The 17,320-nt window shown below is 45.7% G+C and carries 16 protein-coding genes; 10 read left to right on the top strand and 6 right to left on the bottom strand.

The window, feature by feature from the left end; genetic code table 11:
* Positions 1 to 266: 266 nt before the first annotated feature.
* Positions 267 to 1,595 carry a nickel pincer cofactor biosynthesis protein LarC gene (gene larC, locus H6F77_RS23470; protein ID WP_190491332.1) on the bottom strand — a complete coding sequence of 443 codons (1,329 nt, stop codon included), beginning with the start codon at positions 1,593 to 1,595 and terminating at the stop codon, positions 267 to 269.
* 208 nt (positions 1,596 to 1,803) lie between these two features.
* Between larC and H6F77_RS23465 the strand changes: the two genes are divergently transcribed.
* The 3 genes from H6F77_RS23465 (at position 1,804) to H6F77_RS23455 (ending at position 5,231) form a co-directional block, all read left to right on the top strand.
* Complete coding sequence (locus H6F77_RS23465; RefSeq protein WP_190491331.1) at positions 1,804 to 2,457, top strand: L-threonylcarbamoyladenylate synthase; 654 nt, start codon at positions 1,804 to 1,806, stop codon at positions 2,455 to 2,457.
* A gap of 470 nt (positions 2,458 to 2,927) precedes the next feature.
* Positions 2,928 to 4,139, top strand: coding sequence for a HetZ-related protein (locus H6F77_RS23460; protein WP_190491330.1), 1,212 nt, complete (start codon positions 2,928 to 2,930; stop codon positions 4,137 to 4,139).
* 303 nt (positions 4,140 to 4,442) lie between these two features.
* On the top strand, positions 4,443 to 5,231 hold the full coding sequence (locus H6F77_RS23455) for a PHP domain-containing protein (protein WP_375335965.1): 789 nt from the start codon (positions 4,443 to 4,445) through the stop codon (positions 5,229 to 5,231).
* 365 nt (positions 5,232 to 5,596) lie between these two features.
* On the opposite strand, the gene H6F77_RS23450 is transcribed toward H6F77_RS23455, so the two are convergent.
* A complete protein-coding gene (locus H6F77_RS23450) occupies positions 5,597 to 6,418 on the bottom strand; it encodes an SDR family NAD(P)-dependent oxidoreductase (protein WP_190491329.1) in 822 nt (273 codons plus the stop codon).
* Positions 6,419 to 6,776: 358 nt separating this feature from the next.
* Between H6F77_RS23450 and H6F77_RS23445 the strand changes: the two genes are divergently transcribed.
* The 3 genes from H6F77_RS23445 to crtW are packed head-to-tail and all read left to right on the top strand — an operon-like array spanning position 6,777 to position 8,065.
* Positions 6,777 to 6,986, top strand: coding sequence for a chlorophyll a/b-binding protein (locus tag H6F77_RS23445; protein WP_190491328.1), 210 nt, complete (start codon positions 6,777 to 6,779; stop codon positions 6,984 to 6,986).
* A gap of 14 nt (positions 6,987 to 7,000) precedes the next feature.
* A complete protein-coding gene (locus tag H6F77_RS23440) occupies positions 7,001 to 7,288 on the top strand; it encodes a hypothetical protein (RefSeq protein ID WP_190491327.1) in 288 nt (95 codons plus the stop codon).
* 3 nt (positions 7,289 to 7,291) lie between these two features.
* Positions 7,292 to 8,065 carry a beta-carotene ketolase CrtW gene (gene crtW / locus H6F77_RS23435; protein WP_309228907.1) on the top strand — a complete coding sequence of 258 codons (774 nt, stop codon included), beginning with the start codon at positions 7,292 to 7,294 and terminating at the stop codon, positions 8,063 to 8,065.
* Positions 8,066 to 8,918: 853 nt separating this feature from the next.
* On the opposite strand, the gene H6F77_RS23430 is transcribed toward crtW, so the two are convergent.
* The 4 genes from H6F77_RS23430 to H6F77_RS23415 form a co-directional block, all read right to left on the bottom strand.
* Complete coding sequence (locus H6F77_RS23430; RefSeq protein ID WP_190491326.1) at positions 8,919 to 9,605, bottom strand: response regulator transcription factor; 687 nt, start codon at positions 9,603 to 9,605, stop codon at positions 8,919 to 8,921.
* Between the two features lie 193 nt (positions 9,606 to 9,798).
* The gene (locus tag H6F77_RS23425) at positions 9,799 to 10,743 is read right to left on the bottom strand and encodes a glycosyltransferase family 2 protein (RefSeq protein ID WP_190491325.1); all 945 of its coding nucleotides are present in this window, start codon (positions 10,741 to 10,743) and stop codon (positions 9,799 to 9,801) included.
* 143 nt (positions 10,744 to 10,886) lie between these two features.
* Positions 10,887 to 11,981 carry a phospho-N-acetylmuramoyl-pentapeptide-transferase gene (gene mraY, locus H6F77_RS23420; protein ID WP_190491324.1) on the bottom strand — a complete coding sequence of 365 codons (1,095 nt, stop codon included), beginning with the start codon at positions 11,979 to 11,981 and terminating at the stop codon, positions 10,887 to 10,889.
* 72 nt (positions 11,982 to 12,053) lie between these two features.
* Positions 12,054 to 12,380: a DUF3134 domain-containing protein gene (locus H6F77_RS23415; protein ID WP_242022522.1), complete on the bottom strand. Its 327-nt coding sequence runs from the start codon at positions 12,378 to 12,380 to the stop codon at positions 12,054 to 12,056.
* A 20-nt stretch (positions 12,381 to 12,400) separates the two neighbouring features.
* Here H6F77_RS23415 and H6F77_RS23410 point away from each other — a divergent pair, with 20 nt between their 5' ends.
* The 4 genes from H6F77_RS23410 (at position 12,401) to H6F77_RS23395 (ending at position 17,136) form a co-directional block, all read left to right on the top strand.
* Positions 12,401 to 12,982, top strand: coding sequence for a PAP/fibrillin family protein (locus H6F77_RS23410; RefSeq protein ID WP_190491323.1), 582 nt, complete (start codon positions 12,401 to 12,403; stop codon positions 12,980 to 12,982).
* 130 nt (positions 12,983 to 13,112) lie between these two features.
* Complete coding sequence (locus H6F77_RS23405) at positions 13,113 to 13,931, top strand: PD-(D/E)XK nuclease family protein (RefSeq protein ID WP_190491322.1); 819 nt, start codon at positions 13,113 to 13,115, stop codon at positions 13,929 to 13,931.
* Positions 13,932 to 13,968: 37 nt separating this feature from the next.
* The gene (locus tag H6F77_RS23400; RefSeq protein WP_190491321.1) at positions 13,969 to 14,643 is read left to right on the top strand and encodes a GNAT family N-acetyltransferase; all 675 of its coding nucleotides are present in this window, start codon (positions 13,969 to 13,971) and stop codon (positions 14,641 to 14,643) included.
* 78 nt (positions 14,644 to 14,721) lie between these two features.
* Positions 14,722 to 17,136, top strand: coding sequence for a single-stranded-DNA-specific exonuclease RecJ (locus tag H6F77_RS23395; RefSeq protein WP_190491320.1), 2,415 nt, complete (start codon positions 14,722 to 14,724; stop codon positions 17,134 to 17,136).
* Positions 17,137 to 17,320: the final 184 nt, after the last annotated feature.

The raw sequence follows: 17,320 nt of genomic DNA, 5'->3' as shown, positions 1-17,320 counted from the left end.
GCAAGGAGGCATGGCGGCAGGAGTTGTCTGTTTCATAGCTTGCCCTTCAACGTGAAATCTATGCCATACCTCGATTATACCTTTATTAATTCTAAATTTTAGTTTAAGTCCCGTTAGGTATTTAAAGTGTCATTAAATGCAATTATCTAGTTTGCAATCTAATCTAGATCTAGTTATTTAATTACAACAACATAAGAGAATTCCCCTAACAGTGTTAGGAAATTCTCAGAAAGATTTTTACCTAAATATCCAAGCTAATAAGCTTACTAATGTTGCCGATACCAGGCATCCAGTGCCATTTGATGTACCTCGCGCCAAGCTAGGTTATTTGTCCTTGCTATATCGGCGCAATCTTCATATTCGGGCTGCACGTTGGCTAAAGTTTTATTATCTGCGCGCCCCATCCAAGCTACCTTCATCCGAATCGAGCCATAAGCTGTTTGCACCTGTTGGATTTCGCGCTGTAAAATCGAGCGTTGCTGAGTAAAGCGGCGCACTCCTAGTGTCGTTGTTTCCCGGAATAGCACCGTTTCGCAGGCGGCTATTTGCTCTGGATGACAAATAACAGTTAGCAAAATGCCCGTTCGAGACTTTTTCATACCAATCGGCTGAGTAAAGACATCGACCGCACCAGCAGCGAACAGTACCTCAAATACATAGCCAATAGCTTGAGGACTCAAATCATCGATTTGCGTTTCGAGGACAGAGATAGTTTCTAGATAAGGGCTTTCAGAGGCTTCCTGCGATTCAACTCGACTGATGGGGGTATCTTGTGGCGAACCAATCCACAGGCGCAAGACATTGGGAATTGGTAACTGGCGCGAACCCGCACCCAAGCCAATGCGATGAATTGTCATAGCAGGAGGGGGGCCAAAACTGGTGCATAAAGTACACGCGATCGCAGCCCCAGTCGGCGTCACCAGTTCTCTCTCAATGCCATTAGAATAAACCGGAACCTGACGCGATTCCCACAACTTTAACACTGCTGGGACGGGAACCGATAGCTGACCGTGAGCCGCCCTCACCGTCCCGCCACCAGTTGGAAGTGCAGAACAATACAGTTCGTCAATTCCTAGCCAATCCAGCCCCAAACACGTACCAACAATATCTACAATGGCATCAGTGGCTCCCACTTCATGGAAATGAACCTGCTCTGGTGGAATTCCATGAACCGCTGCTTCAGCTTCTGCCAATTGGCGAAATATTGCCAAACTTCCGGCGATCGCTCTTGAAGGCAAACCTGCGGCTGCAATCAAATCTTCTATTTCTGGCAAGTGCCGCGTAGCCGAACTATCCTGATGCAGATGATGATGCTCGTGGTGGCGATCGTGGTTGTTAGTGTGTCCCCCGTCGTGATGATGGTAGCTATTGTTTTCCTCCAAATTCAACTTCCCCCGCAAATCGACATGCACTTTCGTCGCCTGCTGACCGTTGCGCTGGACACGTTCAGACCGTAACTGGTATTCGTGGGAAATCCCCAATTGATTGAGCTTTTCAATCAAGTATTCTAAAGGAACACCCGCATCTACGAGTGCCCCCAAGCACATATCACCCGCAATTCCCGTAGGACATTCCAAATAAGCTAGCTTGTTCATTTAGACTTTAGACACAAGTCGATTACACCATCAATCTATAACCTAGCTGGGGCTTCAAGTAATACACCCACCTAGCTGTCAGCATAATTTAAGATAAAAAACTCTTCGACCCTGGTTCTGCTTCCCCTGCTCTCCCACTCAGTCCGCGCCTCTTCGTCGCGACGGTAAAAAAGTCCTCAGCATTCAATCGTATTGTCAGGTTAGGTATATGGCTACTATCTACACACTTCATCCGGAGACACCCCAAACACGCCTAGTAGAACAAATCGTACAGGCTCTACGAAATGGCGCTGTGATGTTATATCCCTCTGATACTGTATATGCGATTGGCTGCGACATGAACTCAAAGTCAGCATTAGAGCGCGTGCGGCGGATCAAGCAGCTATCCAATGATAAGCCTCTGACGTTCCTGTGTTCGTCTCTATCTAACATTGCCCAATATGCCCTGGTCAACGATAGCGCCTATCGTATTATGAAGAGTCTGATTCCAGGGCCTTACACCTTTTTGTTGCCTGCCACCAAGTTAGTGCCTCGTCTCGTCCAGAATCCCAAACGCAAAACTACTGGAATTCGAGTGCCCGACCACCAAATTTGTCAGTCGCTTTTACAGGCGTTGGGTAATCCGATTATATCTACGTCGGCTCACCTCCAAGAAGATGAAGGCGGCACGCCAACGGCGCCTCTAGAGAGAGCGAAATTATTTGACCAGTTGGATAAGCTGGTCGATGTAATTGTGGATGATGGTGTGGAGCCGGGGTTCGAGGTGTCCACAATTTTGGACTTGACGAATGAAGAACCCGCGCTCGTGCGGCAAGGTCTGGGATGGGAAGCGGCGATCGCTTGGGCGTCACCAGTCAGCTAATAAAACTCTTGTGTTGGTGGGCTTGGGATGCGATCGCGCGATCGCGCCCTTGTCTTGAATTTCTTTAACTGTTTAAGTCGGCTACCTACGACGGACATTAGGCTACAAGCCGCAAACCAGGATTTCGGAAAAAAGGCTGTATATTAGCCAATTCTTTGACCGTCCACTAATACCTGCTGGTATCTACTGCTAGCACGCCTGCATCCACTAGCCAATAACACGGCTCAAGTGCCCGTAGCTCAAGGGTTTAACCTCAACATCAGATCTGGGGGCAAATTTCCTCATAAGCGATCGCGGGAGTCCGATGCAAGGAAGTGTACAAAACAAAGCCCTGAGCCAAGTTTAGCCGTTTACAGTCTAAGTATAGACAGATGAGAAAAGGAGATTGAGTGGATTTCATCCACAGAAGAAACATTCCCCCCTCTCAAGTGTCATCCATGTCGTAACTGTAAATTTTCGGGCGCTATACCATGCAAGTAGAAACTGCCAATTCTATACATCAAGCTTCAGTTAACCAAAGCAACGATGAGTCCCCCGATCCGGTAACGGGAATTGACACGCAAGCTCTGACTTCTCTGTTGCTAGAGGAAATACAGCAAGGAGTCGGAGCCGCTTCCGGTCGCGTTGAGGCGGTAGCCCGCCGGATGGCGATGGAGGTAGAACGGATTTGTAGCAAGAGCGCTCGCATCCAAACCAGCGGCGAGGTTCGCTCCTGGCAGGTTTCTCTGGGTCGTCACCGTTTGCAAAAGTGTCTGGCTTACCACCAAGTTGGTGCAAAACGGGGTCGCATTGAACTGCACAGCACGCTCAGTGCTATGGTTTACCGTTACGTGGCGACTGGCCACTCTCAGTTGGGATTTCAAGCTCGCTATAACCTAATTGAAGATTTCCTACAAGAGTTTTACGCTGAGTCACTCAAAGCCTTCCGGAGAGAAAACCAACTTACCGGAGAATACACTCCTCGCACTCAGTTAGAACTTGCCGAGTATATGGCTTTCACCGAGCTGTATGCTAAACGCCGCATCAATTTGCCAAATGGCACAAACCAACAATTGATCGTGCTGCGTGCCCAAGGGTTTGCCAAACGCCAGCCCAGCGAAACTACTATGGATATCGAAGGGGCAGTTGAATTCGCGAAGGGAGAGGAAGCCGAGGCACAAAGTCGGTCGCCCATGATGCAACAAGTGCGCTCGAAGATGGTTGCTTCAACTACTGACCCAGCCGAGGCAGTCGTGCGCGATCGCGTCTTCTCTGAACTGATGCAATATCTTGAGTCTCAAGGTCAGTCAGACTGTGTGGACTACTTGGTGCTAAAAATGCAAGACCTCGCCGCACCAGAAATTGACGAAATCCTCGGTCTAACACCCCGTCAGCGCGACTACCTGCAACAGCGTTTTAAGTACCATGTAGAAAAATTCGCTCTTAATTCTCAATGGCAACTGGTGCATCAATGGCTGGGGGCAGACATTGACCAAAAGCTGGGACTGTCTTCTGACCAATGGGAAGCCTTTTGGTCTCAACTCTCTCCAGAACAGCAGGAAATGTGGGAACTCAAACAAGCCAAAGCCAGCGAACGCGATATTGCCAAAGCCCTCAAATTAACCGCCAAACAAGTGCAAAAGCGCTGGACTGAACTACTCAACCAGGCTTGGAAAACTCGTAACTCAGACATGGGCAAGTGAAGAGGAGCGAATAGTGAGAAAGGCTTCTAGAGCAATCTATAGATTCTACCCTCGCCATTCGCCCCTCTTTTCTTCGAGCCAGCTTATCCCAGCGCGAGCTGACAAGTCAGCGCTTCTTCGCGATCGCAGCATACACGCGATGCCCTAAAATAAACCTATTCCTCACCGCACCGTCTAAACAAAACTTTTAAGCCACCAGCTTCAATCTGGCTGCAAGCTACGCATGTACAATACTTTCAGCCTCCAACCACCGCTACCGCAACAGCCAAATCCGGTTTAGTTTTGCTAGGGTAATGTTAAGAATTGAAAACGCAAGTTCCGCAATCGGCGGTTGAGGCTTGCATCCAGTTAATCAATGCCCACGACGCAAGCGAGGCTGTTATGGCGATTTATCCTGCTCAAACTTCTACTTTCTCCCAGCCAGCAGCGCAGAATACACTAACACTCAAACAAGTCTTTGAAACGATACATCCCGAAAGTTGCCCCCGCTCCTTCAACTTCCACATGCACACGATCCACTCAGATGGCAGGCTGACGCCAGAAGAGTTGATAGAGCAGGCAACGAACATTGGCCTCAAAGGTCTTACCATCACCGATCACCATAATATAGGTGGTTACCTTGTGGCTAAAACCTGGCTAGAAAACCAGCAACAGCAATCCCCCAATTCTCAAGCACTACCCCACCTCTGGGCTGGTGTAGAAATCACGGCTAGCCTACTGGGAACGGAAGTTCATATCTTGGGGTATGACTTCGATCCACACCACCCCAGTTTGCAGATCTATTTACAAGGCAAAGCACCTCAAGATGTCGATGGCTGGGCAGCTAATGTAATTCTCGCCCTGCATCAGGCGGGTGGTTTGGCAGTTTTAGCCCACCCGTCGCGCTACCGTCGTTCTGCTGAAGAACTCATCCCAGTTGCTGCCCAACTGGGGATTGACGGTGTAGAAACATATTATGCTTACAACAACCCGAACCCCTGGAAACCCAGCCCCAGGGAAACTGAAAAGGTGAAACGCCTGAGTGAAACTTACGGATTGTTAAATACCTGCGGTACTGATACTCACGGCTTGAGCTTGCTACAGCGCCTTTAACTATTTGTTAGCGGGATGTGCAAAAGGAGCGATCGCTTGTATCTAAATTGCGATCGCTTCCCAGTGTATCTATAGAAAAAGTTAATAGCAATTACAATTTAAATCTTTATCTAAAAAGCTATTCAAGCATTGTTATTTTTACCTATTATCTATTTATTTTTAAGCTAAATTAATCTCTTATCAAACTTAACGACTTATTTAAAAAATTGATGGCGGAGCAACTGTTATAGCTCTAAGAGTTAGAGCAGCAATTGCCGCGCCTATCATCCTTCCTGTTTTAGCAACAAGCGATAAACCTTTAACAAAAGCTGCCCTAACAAAGAAAATACTAATAATCCACCGTATTTTTGGCTCAAGCTTTGAGTTCAAACGCTATCTTTCAACTGGAAGGTTTTTCTAAACACCCACTGCATCAAACCAGGAAACAGCCGATAAGAAGCCTGCGATAAGTTCGCAGAACCGACAACAACCTCAGACTTCTTATGTTTCACCGCATCCCAAATTGCTTTTGCCACATCTTCAGGCTTTTCCACTACCGGAACCTTTAACACCATATTAAGCTGTTCGCGACGGGCTTGAGCATCCTCATCATCTATGCCTCGAAAGATAGCCCGTTCCATCAAGCTACTCTTGATCAAATTCGGATAAATACCACAAACATGGATGCCTTTGGGTGCTAGTTCCGCGTGCAGCGATTCTGTCAATCCGGTAACAGCAAACTTGCTAGTAGAGTAAGGCACTAAATACGCAATAGGAACTTTGCCGCCGATAGAACTGAGATTAACAATTGTTCCGCTTCCTCGCTGTAAAAAATGCGGCAGTAGGGCATGAATTGTGTGGATATATCCCCACAAATTTAGGTCTATAGTTTTATGCCAATCTTCTAAAGAAAATTTATCAGCTGGCCCCGATATGTAGCGACCTGCATTGTTAATTAGTACGTCGATAGAGCCAAAGCGATCTAGCGCTTTTTGGACTAGCGCCTGTACTTGGTCAGGATCTCTGACATCTGTGGGGACGGCTAGCGCTGAATGACCTAGTTTTTGCAAATCTTGGGCTACAGCTTCCAATCTGTCGGGCTGACGAGCAGCGAGTACAATGTTATATTCTCCTTTGCTGGCAAATAGTTCAGCTGTTGCTTTGCCGATGCCTTGGGAAGCACCTGTAATAAGTACTGTAGAAGCCATTATTTCCTTCCATAAAATACTGCTGATATCTTTTATAGATTGTTTAATAACAACAGAAAAACCTTCTAGCTACGGTCAGATATTCGATGACAACTGAGGTATTCTCTCCCGCCGCCAAAGGCATATTCACGGGCTATTAGTGACATTTTTGCTTAACTTTATGAACAGCTAGGGGCAATAACTCCTCTTCCCAATGGAATAGTTTAGTGTTTGATTAATTTTGTGTACTACGCCACTTTCTCCAAACACTCCTCATCTCCCTTTAGAACTGTATGCAGTTTGGAACTAAAGGCAGAGCGCAGTAGGTTGGTGCATGGCTAGGATGAGGACATAACAAATTTATTAAGGAATGTAAACAATGGAAACTCGTACTACAGATTTACCCCCTGTTGCTACAGCCTACAATGGCTTAGACCGCAATAGCTTTATTTTTGGCTGGAATCCCCAGGCTGAGCTGTGGAATGGGCGCTTGGCTATGATCGGCTTTTTAGCTTACTTACTTTGGGATCTGGCTGGCTATAGCGTGGTTCGTGACTTGCTTAACCTGCTTCCGAATATTAGCCAGTAAAAATTTACTATCTTATGTCTCGGCGGGCGATCGCGTTCCACACCAGTACTAATGCCCAAGAGGGGAGGCAAGAGGCTGGCAAGGAATTTAAACTCTTACGCAACGCATATCACCGGGCTTCGGGCATACACCGCAGGCACGGCGGAGGGATATCCGCTTCTGCGCTTCGGCTGCGATCGCTTTACACTAGCTATAGTAGCTTTACATTGCTTAATACAGTGGATTTGCGATCGCGAGTATTTTCTCATTTGCAGGCTAATTATCTAGCTTGTAAATCTTCACTTTTAAGATATGCGGAGTAAATTGTGTTTCAATCTGACCAAGTAGCCATGCAACTAACAAACATTACCCCAAAAGCAAAAAGTGAAACTACACCTCATGGACTGGTAATTGCTTTAGGCATTATTGGAATATGGGCGACTAGCCTTGTTTTCTTATGCTCCCTTGATGTCTCCAAAATTCCTATTTTATGGAGATTACCACTCATGGTTTGGCAAACCTTCCTCTACACGGGATTATTCATTACGGCTCACGATGCCATGCATGGAGTGGTATTTCCCCAAAATCGCAAAATTAATAATTTTATCGGTACAGTAGCATTATTAGTTTATGCACTATTACCTTATGATAAATTGCTCAAAAAGCATGGTTTGCACCATCAACATCCGGCTAGCGAATTAGATCCAGATTTTCACGACAACAAGCGCAAAAATTTCTTTGCCTGGTACGTTTCTTTTATGATGCGCTACTGGAGCTGGACGCGGGTCATAGGTCTGATGGCGATTTATAACCTGATTACTTACACGCTACACATACCCGAAATAAATCTAACTTTATTTTGGGTTATTCCCTCACTTTTGAGTTCCGTCCAATTGTTTTATTTTGGCACTTTTCTACCCCACCGCGAGCCAGAAGGCGGCTACACTAATCGTCATCGTGCCCAAAGTAATGCCCTGCCAATTTTGTGGTCATTTATCACCTGCTATCATTTTGGCTACCATGAGGAACACCATGAATATCCTCAAGTTCCTTGGTGGCAGCTACCAGAGGTTTATAAGGCGAACGCAAATATTTCTTGAGCAAAGGCCCTAAGCACCCTCTACATAGGTGAGAAAAACCCGGAATTGGGGGGAGACCCCCAAACCCCCTGTTGGGGGACGGGTGCGTCCCCCAAACCCCCTCCACATAAAAGCTGTGTCTGTAGGTGAGAGGATTGCTGTCTAGGTCTTATTTTCACTGCTACTAGCAAGAGTTTGCCCATCAGGACTAACACCGAGAGAATAAATTAAATTCACTTTCTATGCTTATCTAGTGAATTTCTTTAGCTTGTTGGTGATTAAGTAGTTGTAAATTTTATTTTTGGAGAGCAGTAAATATCTGCGCGATCGCAGGTAATTCTGAAACTAATAAATTTAACCTTATAGCCAGCGCCCTAACTCTTGTTAATTACCGATATTAAAGGCTGGCTGCACCTGAGCTACTAAATAGCACAGGTGCTAAAACTATATTAACTCACTGGATTTATTCCTTTAGGTAGAGGCTGGTCTAGTTATAATTAGCTATATCCAATTACTTCTAACCTAGACAGCAAAGCCGCTCATTTCTAAGCGGCTTTGCATTGTAAATTCTCAAAAATGAGAAGATTTATTCCACCACACCAGTTTGCATAATCATCAATCCAATGATGCCAAGGCTCATCGCCACTTGAAGGAAAGCCATAGAGATTGATTGACCCAGGTGTTTTGGTGATTTTGAAAATTGCATATCTTTTATTCGTCTTTTGTAATGTATCTAACGAAGATAACAATCACCTGAGAAATTAGATGAGAAACAATAACTTTCTTAAAAAGTTGTAATCTTGCTTCACAATAGCAGGAGCGATCGCCCTCATCTAATGAAAAAGGGGCATTGGGTATGCCCCATCTGAAATAGTCACTTAGTCAAACCGTGTTCCAAAGCATAGCGCACCAACTCAGTACGGCTATTAGTTCCAGTCTTGCTAAACAAGCGGCTGACGTACTTCTCGACGTTGCGGACGCTGGTATCTAAGCGGCGGGCTATTTCTTTATTCATCAGCCCTTGCGCCACCAAGTCTAAAACACTTTGCTCTCGCGGCGTTAAGTCGATGCGGATGGGCGAAGGCGTCTGGACGATTCCCGTCCGTCCTTCTAACATCGCTCTAATTTGTGCAATCTGCTTTGCAATCTCGTCAATATCCGTAGTCCCACCAGCTGCCGTCGCTGTCGCCGCACGACGTTCCAGCAAATTTCCCACAATAGCCACTAACTCATCCGGGTCAAATGGCTTGGGGAGATAAGCATCGCAACCCGCTTGATAACCCTGGATGCGGTCTGACTTCATGCCTCTGGCAGTTAAAAACACGACTGGCAGGGCCTTAAAGCGGGGGTCTTCGCGCATTTGTTTGAGGAACTGATAGCCATCCACCTGGGGCATCATAACGTCTGATATTACTAAGTCAGGGGGGTTCTTTTGCAGGATATCCCAGGCGTCGCGGGCGTTGCTGGCTACCTGAACTTTAAAATCGCTGTCTTCCAAATAGGCTTGTACTGCTTCGCGCAAGCCGGGTTCGTCATCTACAAGTAACAATTGTGCTGACATTTATTTCACCTTTGCCGCTAGTTTTTTTTTAATCTAGCGAACTTTTTTTGAGCCTATTTGTTCGGAATTCTGGGCTATACAAATGCTACCTTTTTTGATATATTCTGCTTCAAGTTTGATAATTTTGGCGTAAAGTTACCTAGAATTATCGCAGACGCGATAGCTCGCCGTCTCTAGAAGATCTTCTGCTCGTCTATTTGGTTAGCCAAGCGATCGCTTTAGCTTGTTCTGAGAGTTTTGCTTCCCGTTGCCCATCAGAACGCGATCGCACGTTCACCAAGCCAATCGGCGTACTCACCAAGTCTACGAGCGTAGCTTTGCCAGCGATGAATTTTACACTTGTTATCGGTAATTCTTTAAGCAGCCACCGACTCAAGCGATAAAAATATTCTTGAGGGGTGAATTCCCTCATCAAATCTACCCCATGCAGCTCGTGCAAGTAGCGATTTGATTGCCCGTAGCGACGCCATTGGCTTTGCAATTCGCGCAGGGTAGCTCTATGTCGATGTTGAACGATGGCATCGGGAGCAAACTGCAATTGCCATTCGCTTTGCTTCTGGATGCGCCAACAAATATCAGCATCGCCGCCTGTGGTGAGGTAAGGACGAAATAAACCTACTTGCTCGAATATTTGCCGCCGTATGGCTAAATTAGCAGTTTGACCGTATGGACAGAAGGGATGCGCTAGGGTGTGCTTTTGCGATAGAGTATCGCCGCTCGTGGCGTGTTGTTCGAGGAGAGTTTTACCGGGGAGGGCGACAATTTCACCGGCGACGATACCAACAGTTGGGTTAATGAAGGGCTGAATTAGTTCGTGCAACCAGTTAGGCTGAGGGCGGCAATCTGCGTCGGTGAAAGCGATAATTTCCGCAGTTGCGGCGCGGATGCCAGCATTGCGAGCGGCGTAGGAACTTTGAATTTGGTTTTCTATTAACGGGCAGATTGTTATTTCGTTTGAGGCGGCGGCTTCTTGAAGGATGGTGGCGGTGCGATCGCTGCTGTTATTGTCTACCAGCAAATAGTCTACTAAGTCTGCTGGGTAAGTTTGCGATCGCAGACAACTAATTAAATCTGGTAAATCCGCCTCGCCATTATAGACGGGCACAACAACAGCAACTCTTGGTAAATTTTGGTTCATCGGGTAAAAACTTTAAACCTTAAAAATTACCCTTTATTGAATTATCTCGGCTTCAGTTCCTTTTGGCATCACCATCTTTATAAAAACAAATAAACGCAGATAATTATCTGCGTTCATCTGCGTTTACTGGCGATAAAAATCTTTTATTTCAGGATGAAAGCTAGAACAGCCAGAAGCGCAGCAACTACATAAAACACAGCCACAACTTGAGTTTCTGTCCACCCACTCAATTCTAAATGGTGGTGGATTGGTGCCATTTTCAGCAAGCGCTTGCCAACACCATCTGGGCCTTTTGTGGCTTTATAGTAGCCGACTTGAGCCATAACGGAGATGGCTTCAACAAAGAAAATACCGCTGAGGATAAACAGCGGCCATAGAGACTGACTTGCCAGCCCTACCCCTGCCAGTGCGCCTCCCAGTGCCATAGAACCAGTATCGCCCATGAAGACGCTGGCTTTATTGCGGTTGTGGACTACGAAGCCAAGGTAACAGCCGCTCATGCAAGCGCAGAAGATCGCCAGAGTGGGGTAAGTTGGAGCAATTAGGGCAGCAAGACCCAAAAGCGCGATCGCGCCCGTCCCCGCAGCCAATCCATCTACGCCATCTGTTAAATTTGTTGCGTTGCTCTCAGCCACTTGGACGAACACAGCCAACGGCCAAAACAGCAACCCTAAAGGAATTGCCAAGCCAAAAGGTAAGGCAATAGTGGTGATGCTAGCTGGTTGATTTAAAAAAAGCCACGCGCAAAACAAAATGCCAAAAGCAATTTGCAGCAGCAGTTTCATCTGTGGCGACAGACCTTTATTAGACCGACCTCGGATTTTTTGCCAATCATCCAGCCAGCCCATACCTGCGTAGGCTAGAGTCAAAAGCGAAGTAGCAATAACTTCTGAGGAAAATCCCGACCATACCAGAGCGATCGCAATTCCCACCGGAACAACAAACACACCGCCCATCGTTGGAGTGCCTGCTTTTTTCAAATGAGCTTGAGGGCCATCCTCGCGAATAAATTGCCCAGCTTTGAGTGCTTGCAAGAATGGGACTGCCCAGAAGCCTAAAGCAGCCACAGACAAGGCAGAAACCCACAATGGCAAGGTTAGGGAGAGTGCCAAAATTGGCAATTTACCGTTTATCCAATCCAAAAATAGTGAAGCCAGCGTTACACCCAATCCCAGCAACACGAGCAAGCTGGTTCCTGAAGGCTTTAACGACTGGCCAGAAAATAATTTAGCGTCCACAGATTTACCGTTCACTCCACACCCATTACGCCCTGTTTAAACTTTCACGCAGCGGGTAGCTGCGTCAGGGAACTATTCCTCATCCAAAGCGATATCGCTGTCATCGTCATCGATATCAACATCGTCGACGAAAGTATCATCGACCCCCATCAGTTCGTTGATATCGCCTTCAGCTTCAAGGCCATATTGATCGTCTTTGGCATCGCGCGGCAGCAAGCGTCCCGTTGATTGTAGCCAGTTAAGAATGGAAGGTTCTTGCTGCAAGGGAATTACAGCAGCAGGTCTATGACGGGGTTCTTCACGTAAGGCAGGATTATACATAGAAATGGGGGGATTAGACATCCAGACTTTAGCACTGCCAAAATTGTAGTTGATAACCTGGATACTATGCTCTGTCAAGCAAAGACTTATAAAAATTTATGAAGAAATCAGCACTGTTAGAAGCGATCGCTGGTAAGAATCGTGGCCTGCTAGCAACCGAAACCGACAAACAAGCAATTTTGGCAGCAGTTGCCCAACTCGAAGACCGCAACCCCACCCCCCGACCAATTGAAGCACCCGAACTGCTCGATGGCAATTGGCGTCTGCTTTACACCACCAGTGGAGGGCTTTTAAACATCGACGCCCTGCCCTTGCTAAAACTCGGTCAAATATATCAATGCATCCGCGCCAAAGAAGCTAAAGTGTACAACATCGCCGAAGTCTATGGGCTGCCTTATCTTGAAGGGATAGTCAGCGTTACCGCCCGGTTTACCCCTCTGTCTGAACGCCGAGTACAGGTACAATTTCAGCGTTCCATTTCTGGTTTGCAACGTTTAATCGGCTATCAGACTCCATCTGAGTTTATTGAGCAAATTGAAATGGGCAAAACCTTCCCGGCGATTGACTTTAATATCAATTCAGAAAATCAACAAGCGTGGTTAGATACCACCTATCTAGATAATGACCTGCGAATTAGTCGCGGCAACCAAGGAAGTGTATTTGTGCTGACTAAAGCCTAAAGGATGGAATTATAAAATCTGGAATTTAGCCTTTTTTACTCGTTCCCAGGCATAGCCTGGGAATGAATTAGAGAGGCTCTGCCTCGATAATATTGGGCAAACTACAGCCACAAAAAACGAACAATCAACCATGAACAGCCTAACTGAAATTCCAGCGAAAACAACTCTCACTCGCTTGTCTCAAAGTCAGCTAAATTTACTAGAAACTTGTCCTAGAAAATTTCAACATATATATTTCGATCAGCTAGGTTCACCCATCAGCCCAGAACAACAAGAAAAGCAAAATTGGGGCAGTCGTTTTCACTTGATAATGCAGCAGCGCGAGTTGGGATTGCCAGTAGAATCCCTAATTCAGGAAGACGCCCAGCTACAAAGCTGCGTGACGGCGCTGTTTAGTTCAGCGCCAGAAATTTTTAGAACAATTCCTGGGACTTTCCGCGAAGCGGAACATTGTCGAACTTTAAATTTTCAGGGCTATTTGCTGACAGTTATTTATGACTTGTTGATTGAAGAAACCCAAAGTTCTCAAATTTTGGATTGGAAAACGTATCCTAAACCCAAAAAAAGACAACATTTAGAACATGATTGGCAAACTCGTCTATATTTGTACGTGTTAGCTGAAACTAGCGATTATTTGCCCGAACAAATTTCGATGACTTACTGGTTTGTCCAGTCTCAACCTGAGCCACAAAGCTTAAAATTTAACTACAATTCTACACAGCACGAGCAAACGCAACGGGATTTAAGTAGTTTGGTAACTAAGTTAACAGGTTGGCTGCGACGCTACGAACAGACAGGCGAAAACTTTCCGCAAGTAGCAGAAGATTCTCGTTATTGTGGAAACTGTAGCTTTGCAGTTCGCTGCGATCGCGATCGCGAATCAGCAGCAGAAGCTGTTAATCTAAATTTGCTCTCAACTTTAGATAACATTCAAGAAGTATCCTTGTAGCCTTACTAGCGGGCAGTGCCCACCCTAATTTTTAGTTATGACCGACAATGATAAACACGAGGCAGAATACTCCAATCACAGCTCTGTTTTTGTCCGAGACTTGGAGATTGACGACCTCGCGCCAGTTTACCATTTGGGCGAATCTGTATTTACCAGCGATTTGTACCCTTATTTGTATAGAACGTGGGATGAATGGGAGGTAATTGGACTTTACAATACAGACCCAGAATATTGTCTTGTTGCCCAAATAGACGAACAACTAGCAGGCTTCATTTTAGGAACAGTTATTAGTAAGGCATCTTGGACTTATGGTTACATAATGTGGCTGGGAGTTAGCCCTAATTTTCAGCGCCGAGGGGTAGGAGATAAGCTGGTAGATAAGTTAGTGGAAAGAATGATCGAAGACGGGGTGAGATTCATGCTTGTTGATACCGATCCTGCAAATATTCCAGCAGTAAAGTTTTTTAGCCGCAAAGGTTTTGGCAATACCCGTCAGCACATTTTCTTGTCGATGAACTTGAGCAAGCACGATTATTATGGGAGACTAATTTCTTACGAGCGTGAAAAAGCTGAGAGGGCTGCTTATAAGCGATCGCGCCGTCGTCCTTCTGCACAACCCCAAGGAATTGCCAGCGAAGCGGCTACTAAAGTAATGGTTACTGAAACCCCCCTACCACCTGTCGAACCTCCGAGTATACCGCCCATCTCCTGATATTTAAAATACTCGCTGCAAACGCCTGCTGGTGATGGTTTCCCCAATCCCAAATCTAAAATATAAAACTGTATTAAAATGTCAGAGCAACTATCCCAGTGGCAAGTCCAGCCAACAATTGAACCGCCAGAATGGTTAATTAAAGAAGTAAGACGCCACGCGCCCGATCTATCTGGTAATTATGCGGCACAATTGTTGTGGCAGCGTGGAATTAGAGACGCAGAACAACTGCCAGGTTTTTTAAACCCGAACTTGTATAAACCTGCAAGCGCGTTTGAATTTGGGATAGAAATGCGCTGGGCGGTTGAAAGATTGCAACAAGCGCGATCGCGTGCTGAAATTGTTGCCATTTGGGGAGATTTTGACGCCGATGGCATTACTGCAACATCTGTTTTATGGGACGGATTGGGACAGTTTTTTACTAAAAATTCGCAGTTAATTTACTACATCCCCAATCGCTTAACTGAATCTCACGGCTTGAACCGCCAGGGAATTGATTTGCTTGCCTCTCAGGGATGTAAATTAATTGTTACCTGCGATACTGGCAGCACAAATATCAGCGAAATTGAATATGCCCGCAGCTTGGGAATCGATACAATTGTCACCGATCACCACACGCTGCCAGATGAACGTCCGCCAGTAACTGCTATCATCAACCCCCGCTATTTATCTGTCGAACATCCGCTATATCATCTTTCTGGCGTTGCAGTTGCCTATAAGTTAATAGAGGCGCTTTATGAAACATTGCCGGATATCCCCAACCAGCCTCTAGACGGTTTATTGGATTTAGTGGCGATTGGTCTTATTGCTGATTTAGTGCAACTAAGCGGCGATTGTCGTTATTTAGCACAGCGCGGAATTGAACGGCTGCAACTGCAATCCAAAACCCAAAATTCAAAATCCCAAATCAATCGCCCCGGTGTGGCGAAGCTACTGGAATTGTGTCAAAGGAGTGGCGATCGCCCGACAGATATTTCCTTCGGACTTGGCCCCCGTATTAATGCGGTCAGCCGCATCCAAGGCGATGCCTCTTTCTGCGTTGAATTGCTCACCAGCCAAGATGAAAAACGCTGTGAAGAATTAGCTTATGATGCTGAATTAGCTAATTCCCGCCGCAAGTCTTTACAAAAAGATGTCGTACAACAAGTTAAAGTAAAAATAGCTCAGTTAGACTTATCAACTACTAGCGTTATTGTTCTTGTAGATGAGCAATGGCCTGCTGGTGTATTGGGTTTAGTTGCTGGTCAAGTTGCCCAAGAATACGGAAGACCGACCATTTTATTAAGTACGGATGACCCCCAAGATGCAGAAGAATCCAAAATCCCATTCCCAGGCAGAGGCCCGGAACTCGCAAAATCCAAAATCGCCTTAGCGCGTGGTTCTGCCCGTTCGGTTAATGGAATTGATCTTTATAAATTGGTGAAAGACCAAGCACACCTATTACACCGCTTTGGGGGTCATCCTATGGCGGCTGGCTTAAGTATTCCAGTAGAAAATGTTCCCCTGTTTGCACAAGCAATTAACCAACAAGTTAAGCAGTTAAATGTTAATACTGGCCTTCCAGTTGTGCAAGCAGATATTGTTTGTAAGGTGCGAGAATTAGGCAAGGATTTATTTAGGGAACTGAAACTACTAGAACCCTGCGGTATGGGAAATCCAGCGCCAAAAATCCTTATCCAAAATTGCTGGTTTGATAATATTTGGAATCGTAATTCTCAGGATTTTAAAGGTAGAAAAGTTCAATACATCAAGACTGAATTAGAAATTTGGGATGATTCGGCAGATATAGGCTTTCCCGGTATCTGGTGGGGACATTATAAGGATGAAGTGCCTGCGGATTGTCGGTGCGATGCGATCGCTGAATTAGACTTTAATACCTACAAAAAACGATACGAAATCCGTCTTATAGCCGTCAAACCCAGCGCCCAGTCTGAATTTGGTATCTCTTCTACTCAGTTGGACTGGATTTTAGACTGGCGTGCTGAAACCCCGGAGGCTGATTATTCAGTATTAATGATAAAAGAGTGTCCGAGTAGCTGGGATGAGTTACAAATGTGGTTTAGACGGGCAATTGCGGCAAATCAGAAACTAGCGATCGCTTATCCACCACCCGAAATTAACTCGCCAACGGAAATTTGGCAGCAGCTAATAGGAATTGCTAAATATCTCGCTCGCACTGGTTCATCGGCTACCCTAGCTCAACTCCACGAAAAGTTAGGCATAAGCGATCGCGCTCTCCGTATGGGACTACAAGCTCTTTCTCATCTCGGTTTTGAGGTAACAAGTAATTTATCCGAAGTACACACTGAAGAATTAACAATTCAAAATTCAAGATGCGATAAATCGCCGTCTCTAGAAACTCATAACTCTCCTCACCCTTCCCAATTTTTAGCAGCCGTCCGCGAAGAACAATTTATACGTCAGTATTTCTATCAAGTTCCTCTTTCTACGCTGCAAGCCATGACGCACCAAACCATAGCAAGCGAGGTATAACAGGTGTTTGTCTTTAAGATTATTTCATAAATATTTCATAAAGCTTACCTAGAAACGCTGATATTCAGCTTTATTACGTTTAATACTGAATATAGCAATTCTCAATTTCAAGATATATGTGCAAAGATTTTTCTTAACGAGGGAACATATGGATAAAAGTGCTAACCGCTATAGCATTTCCTTG

The sequence above is a fragment of the Microcoleus sp. FACHB-831 genome (assembly GCF_014695585.1).
Lineage (GTDB): Bacteria > Cyanobacteriota > Cyanobacteriia > Cyanobacteriales > FACHB-T130 > FACHB-831.
The sequence above is the reverse complement of the archived record's forward strand: the minus strand, read 5'-3'. Positions and strand labels throughout refer to the sequence as shown.

Excerpts from the sequence above, each read along its gene's own strand:
- larC (WP_190491332.1), bottom strand. The coding sequence starts at position 1,595 with ATGAACAAGCTAGCTTATTTGGAATGTCCTACGGGAATTGCGGGTGAT.
- H6F77_RS23465 (WP_190491331.1), top strand. The coding sequence starts at position 1,804 with ATGGCTACTATCTACACACTTCATCCGGAGACACCCCAAACACGCCTA.
- H6F77_RS23460 (WP_190491330.1), top strand. The coding sequence starts at position 2,928 with ATGCAAGTAGAAACTGCCAATTCTATACATCAAGCTTCAGTTAACCAA.
- H6F77_RS23450 (WP_190491329.1), bottom strand. The coding sequence starts at position 6,418 with ATGGCTTCTACAGTACTTATTACAGGTGCTTCCCAAGGCATCGGCAAA.
- H6F77_RS23445 (WP_190491328.1), top strand. The coding sequence starts at position 6,777 with ATGGAAACTCGTACTACAGATTTACCCCCTGTTGCTACAGCCTACAAT.
- H6F77_RS23440 (WP_190491327.1), top strand. The coding sequence starts at position 7,001 with ATGTCTCGGCGGGCGATCGCGTTCCACACCAGTACTAATGCCCAAGAG.
- H6F77_RS23430 (WP_190491326.1), bottom strand. The coding sequence starts at position 9,605 with ATGTCAGCACAATTGTTACTTGTAGATGACGAACCCGGCTTGCGCGAA.
- H6F77_RS23425 (WP_190491325.1), bottom strand. The coding sequence starts at position 10,743 with ATGAACCAAAATTTACCAAGAGTTGCTGTTGTTGTGCCCGTCTATAAT.
- H6F77_RS23410 (WP_190491323.1), top strand. The coding sequence starts at position 12,401 with ATGAAGAAATCAGCACTGTTAGAAGCGATCGCTGGTAAGAATCGTGGC.
- H6F77_RS23405 (WP_190491322.1), top strand. The coding sequence starts at position 13,113 with ATGAACAGCCTAACTGAAATTCCAGCGAAAACAACTCTCACTCGCTTG.
- H6F77_RS23400 (WP_190491321.1), top strand. The coding sequence starts at position 13,969 with ATGACCGACAATGATAAACACGAGGCAGAATACTCCAATCACAGCTCT.
- H6F77_RS23395 (WP_190491320.1), top strand. The coding sequence starts at position 14,722 with ATGTCAGAGCAACTATCCCAGTGGCAAGTCCAGCCAACAATTGAACCG.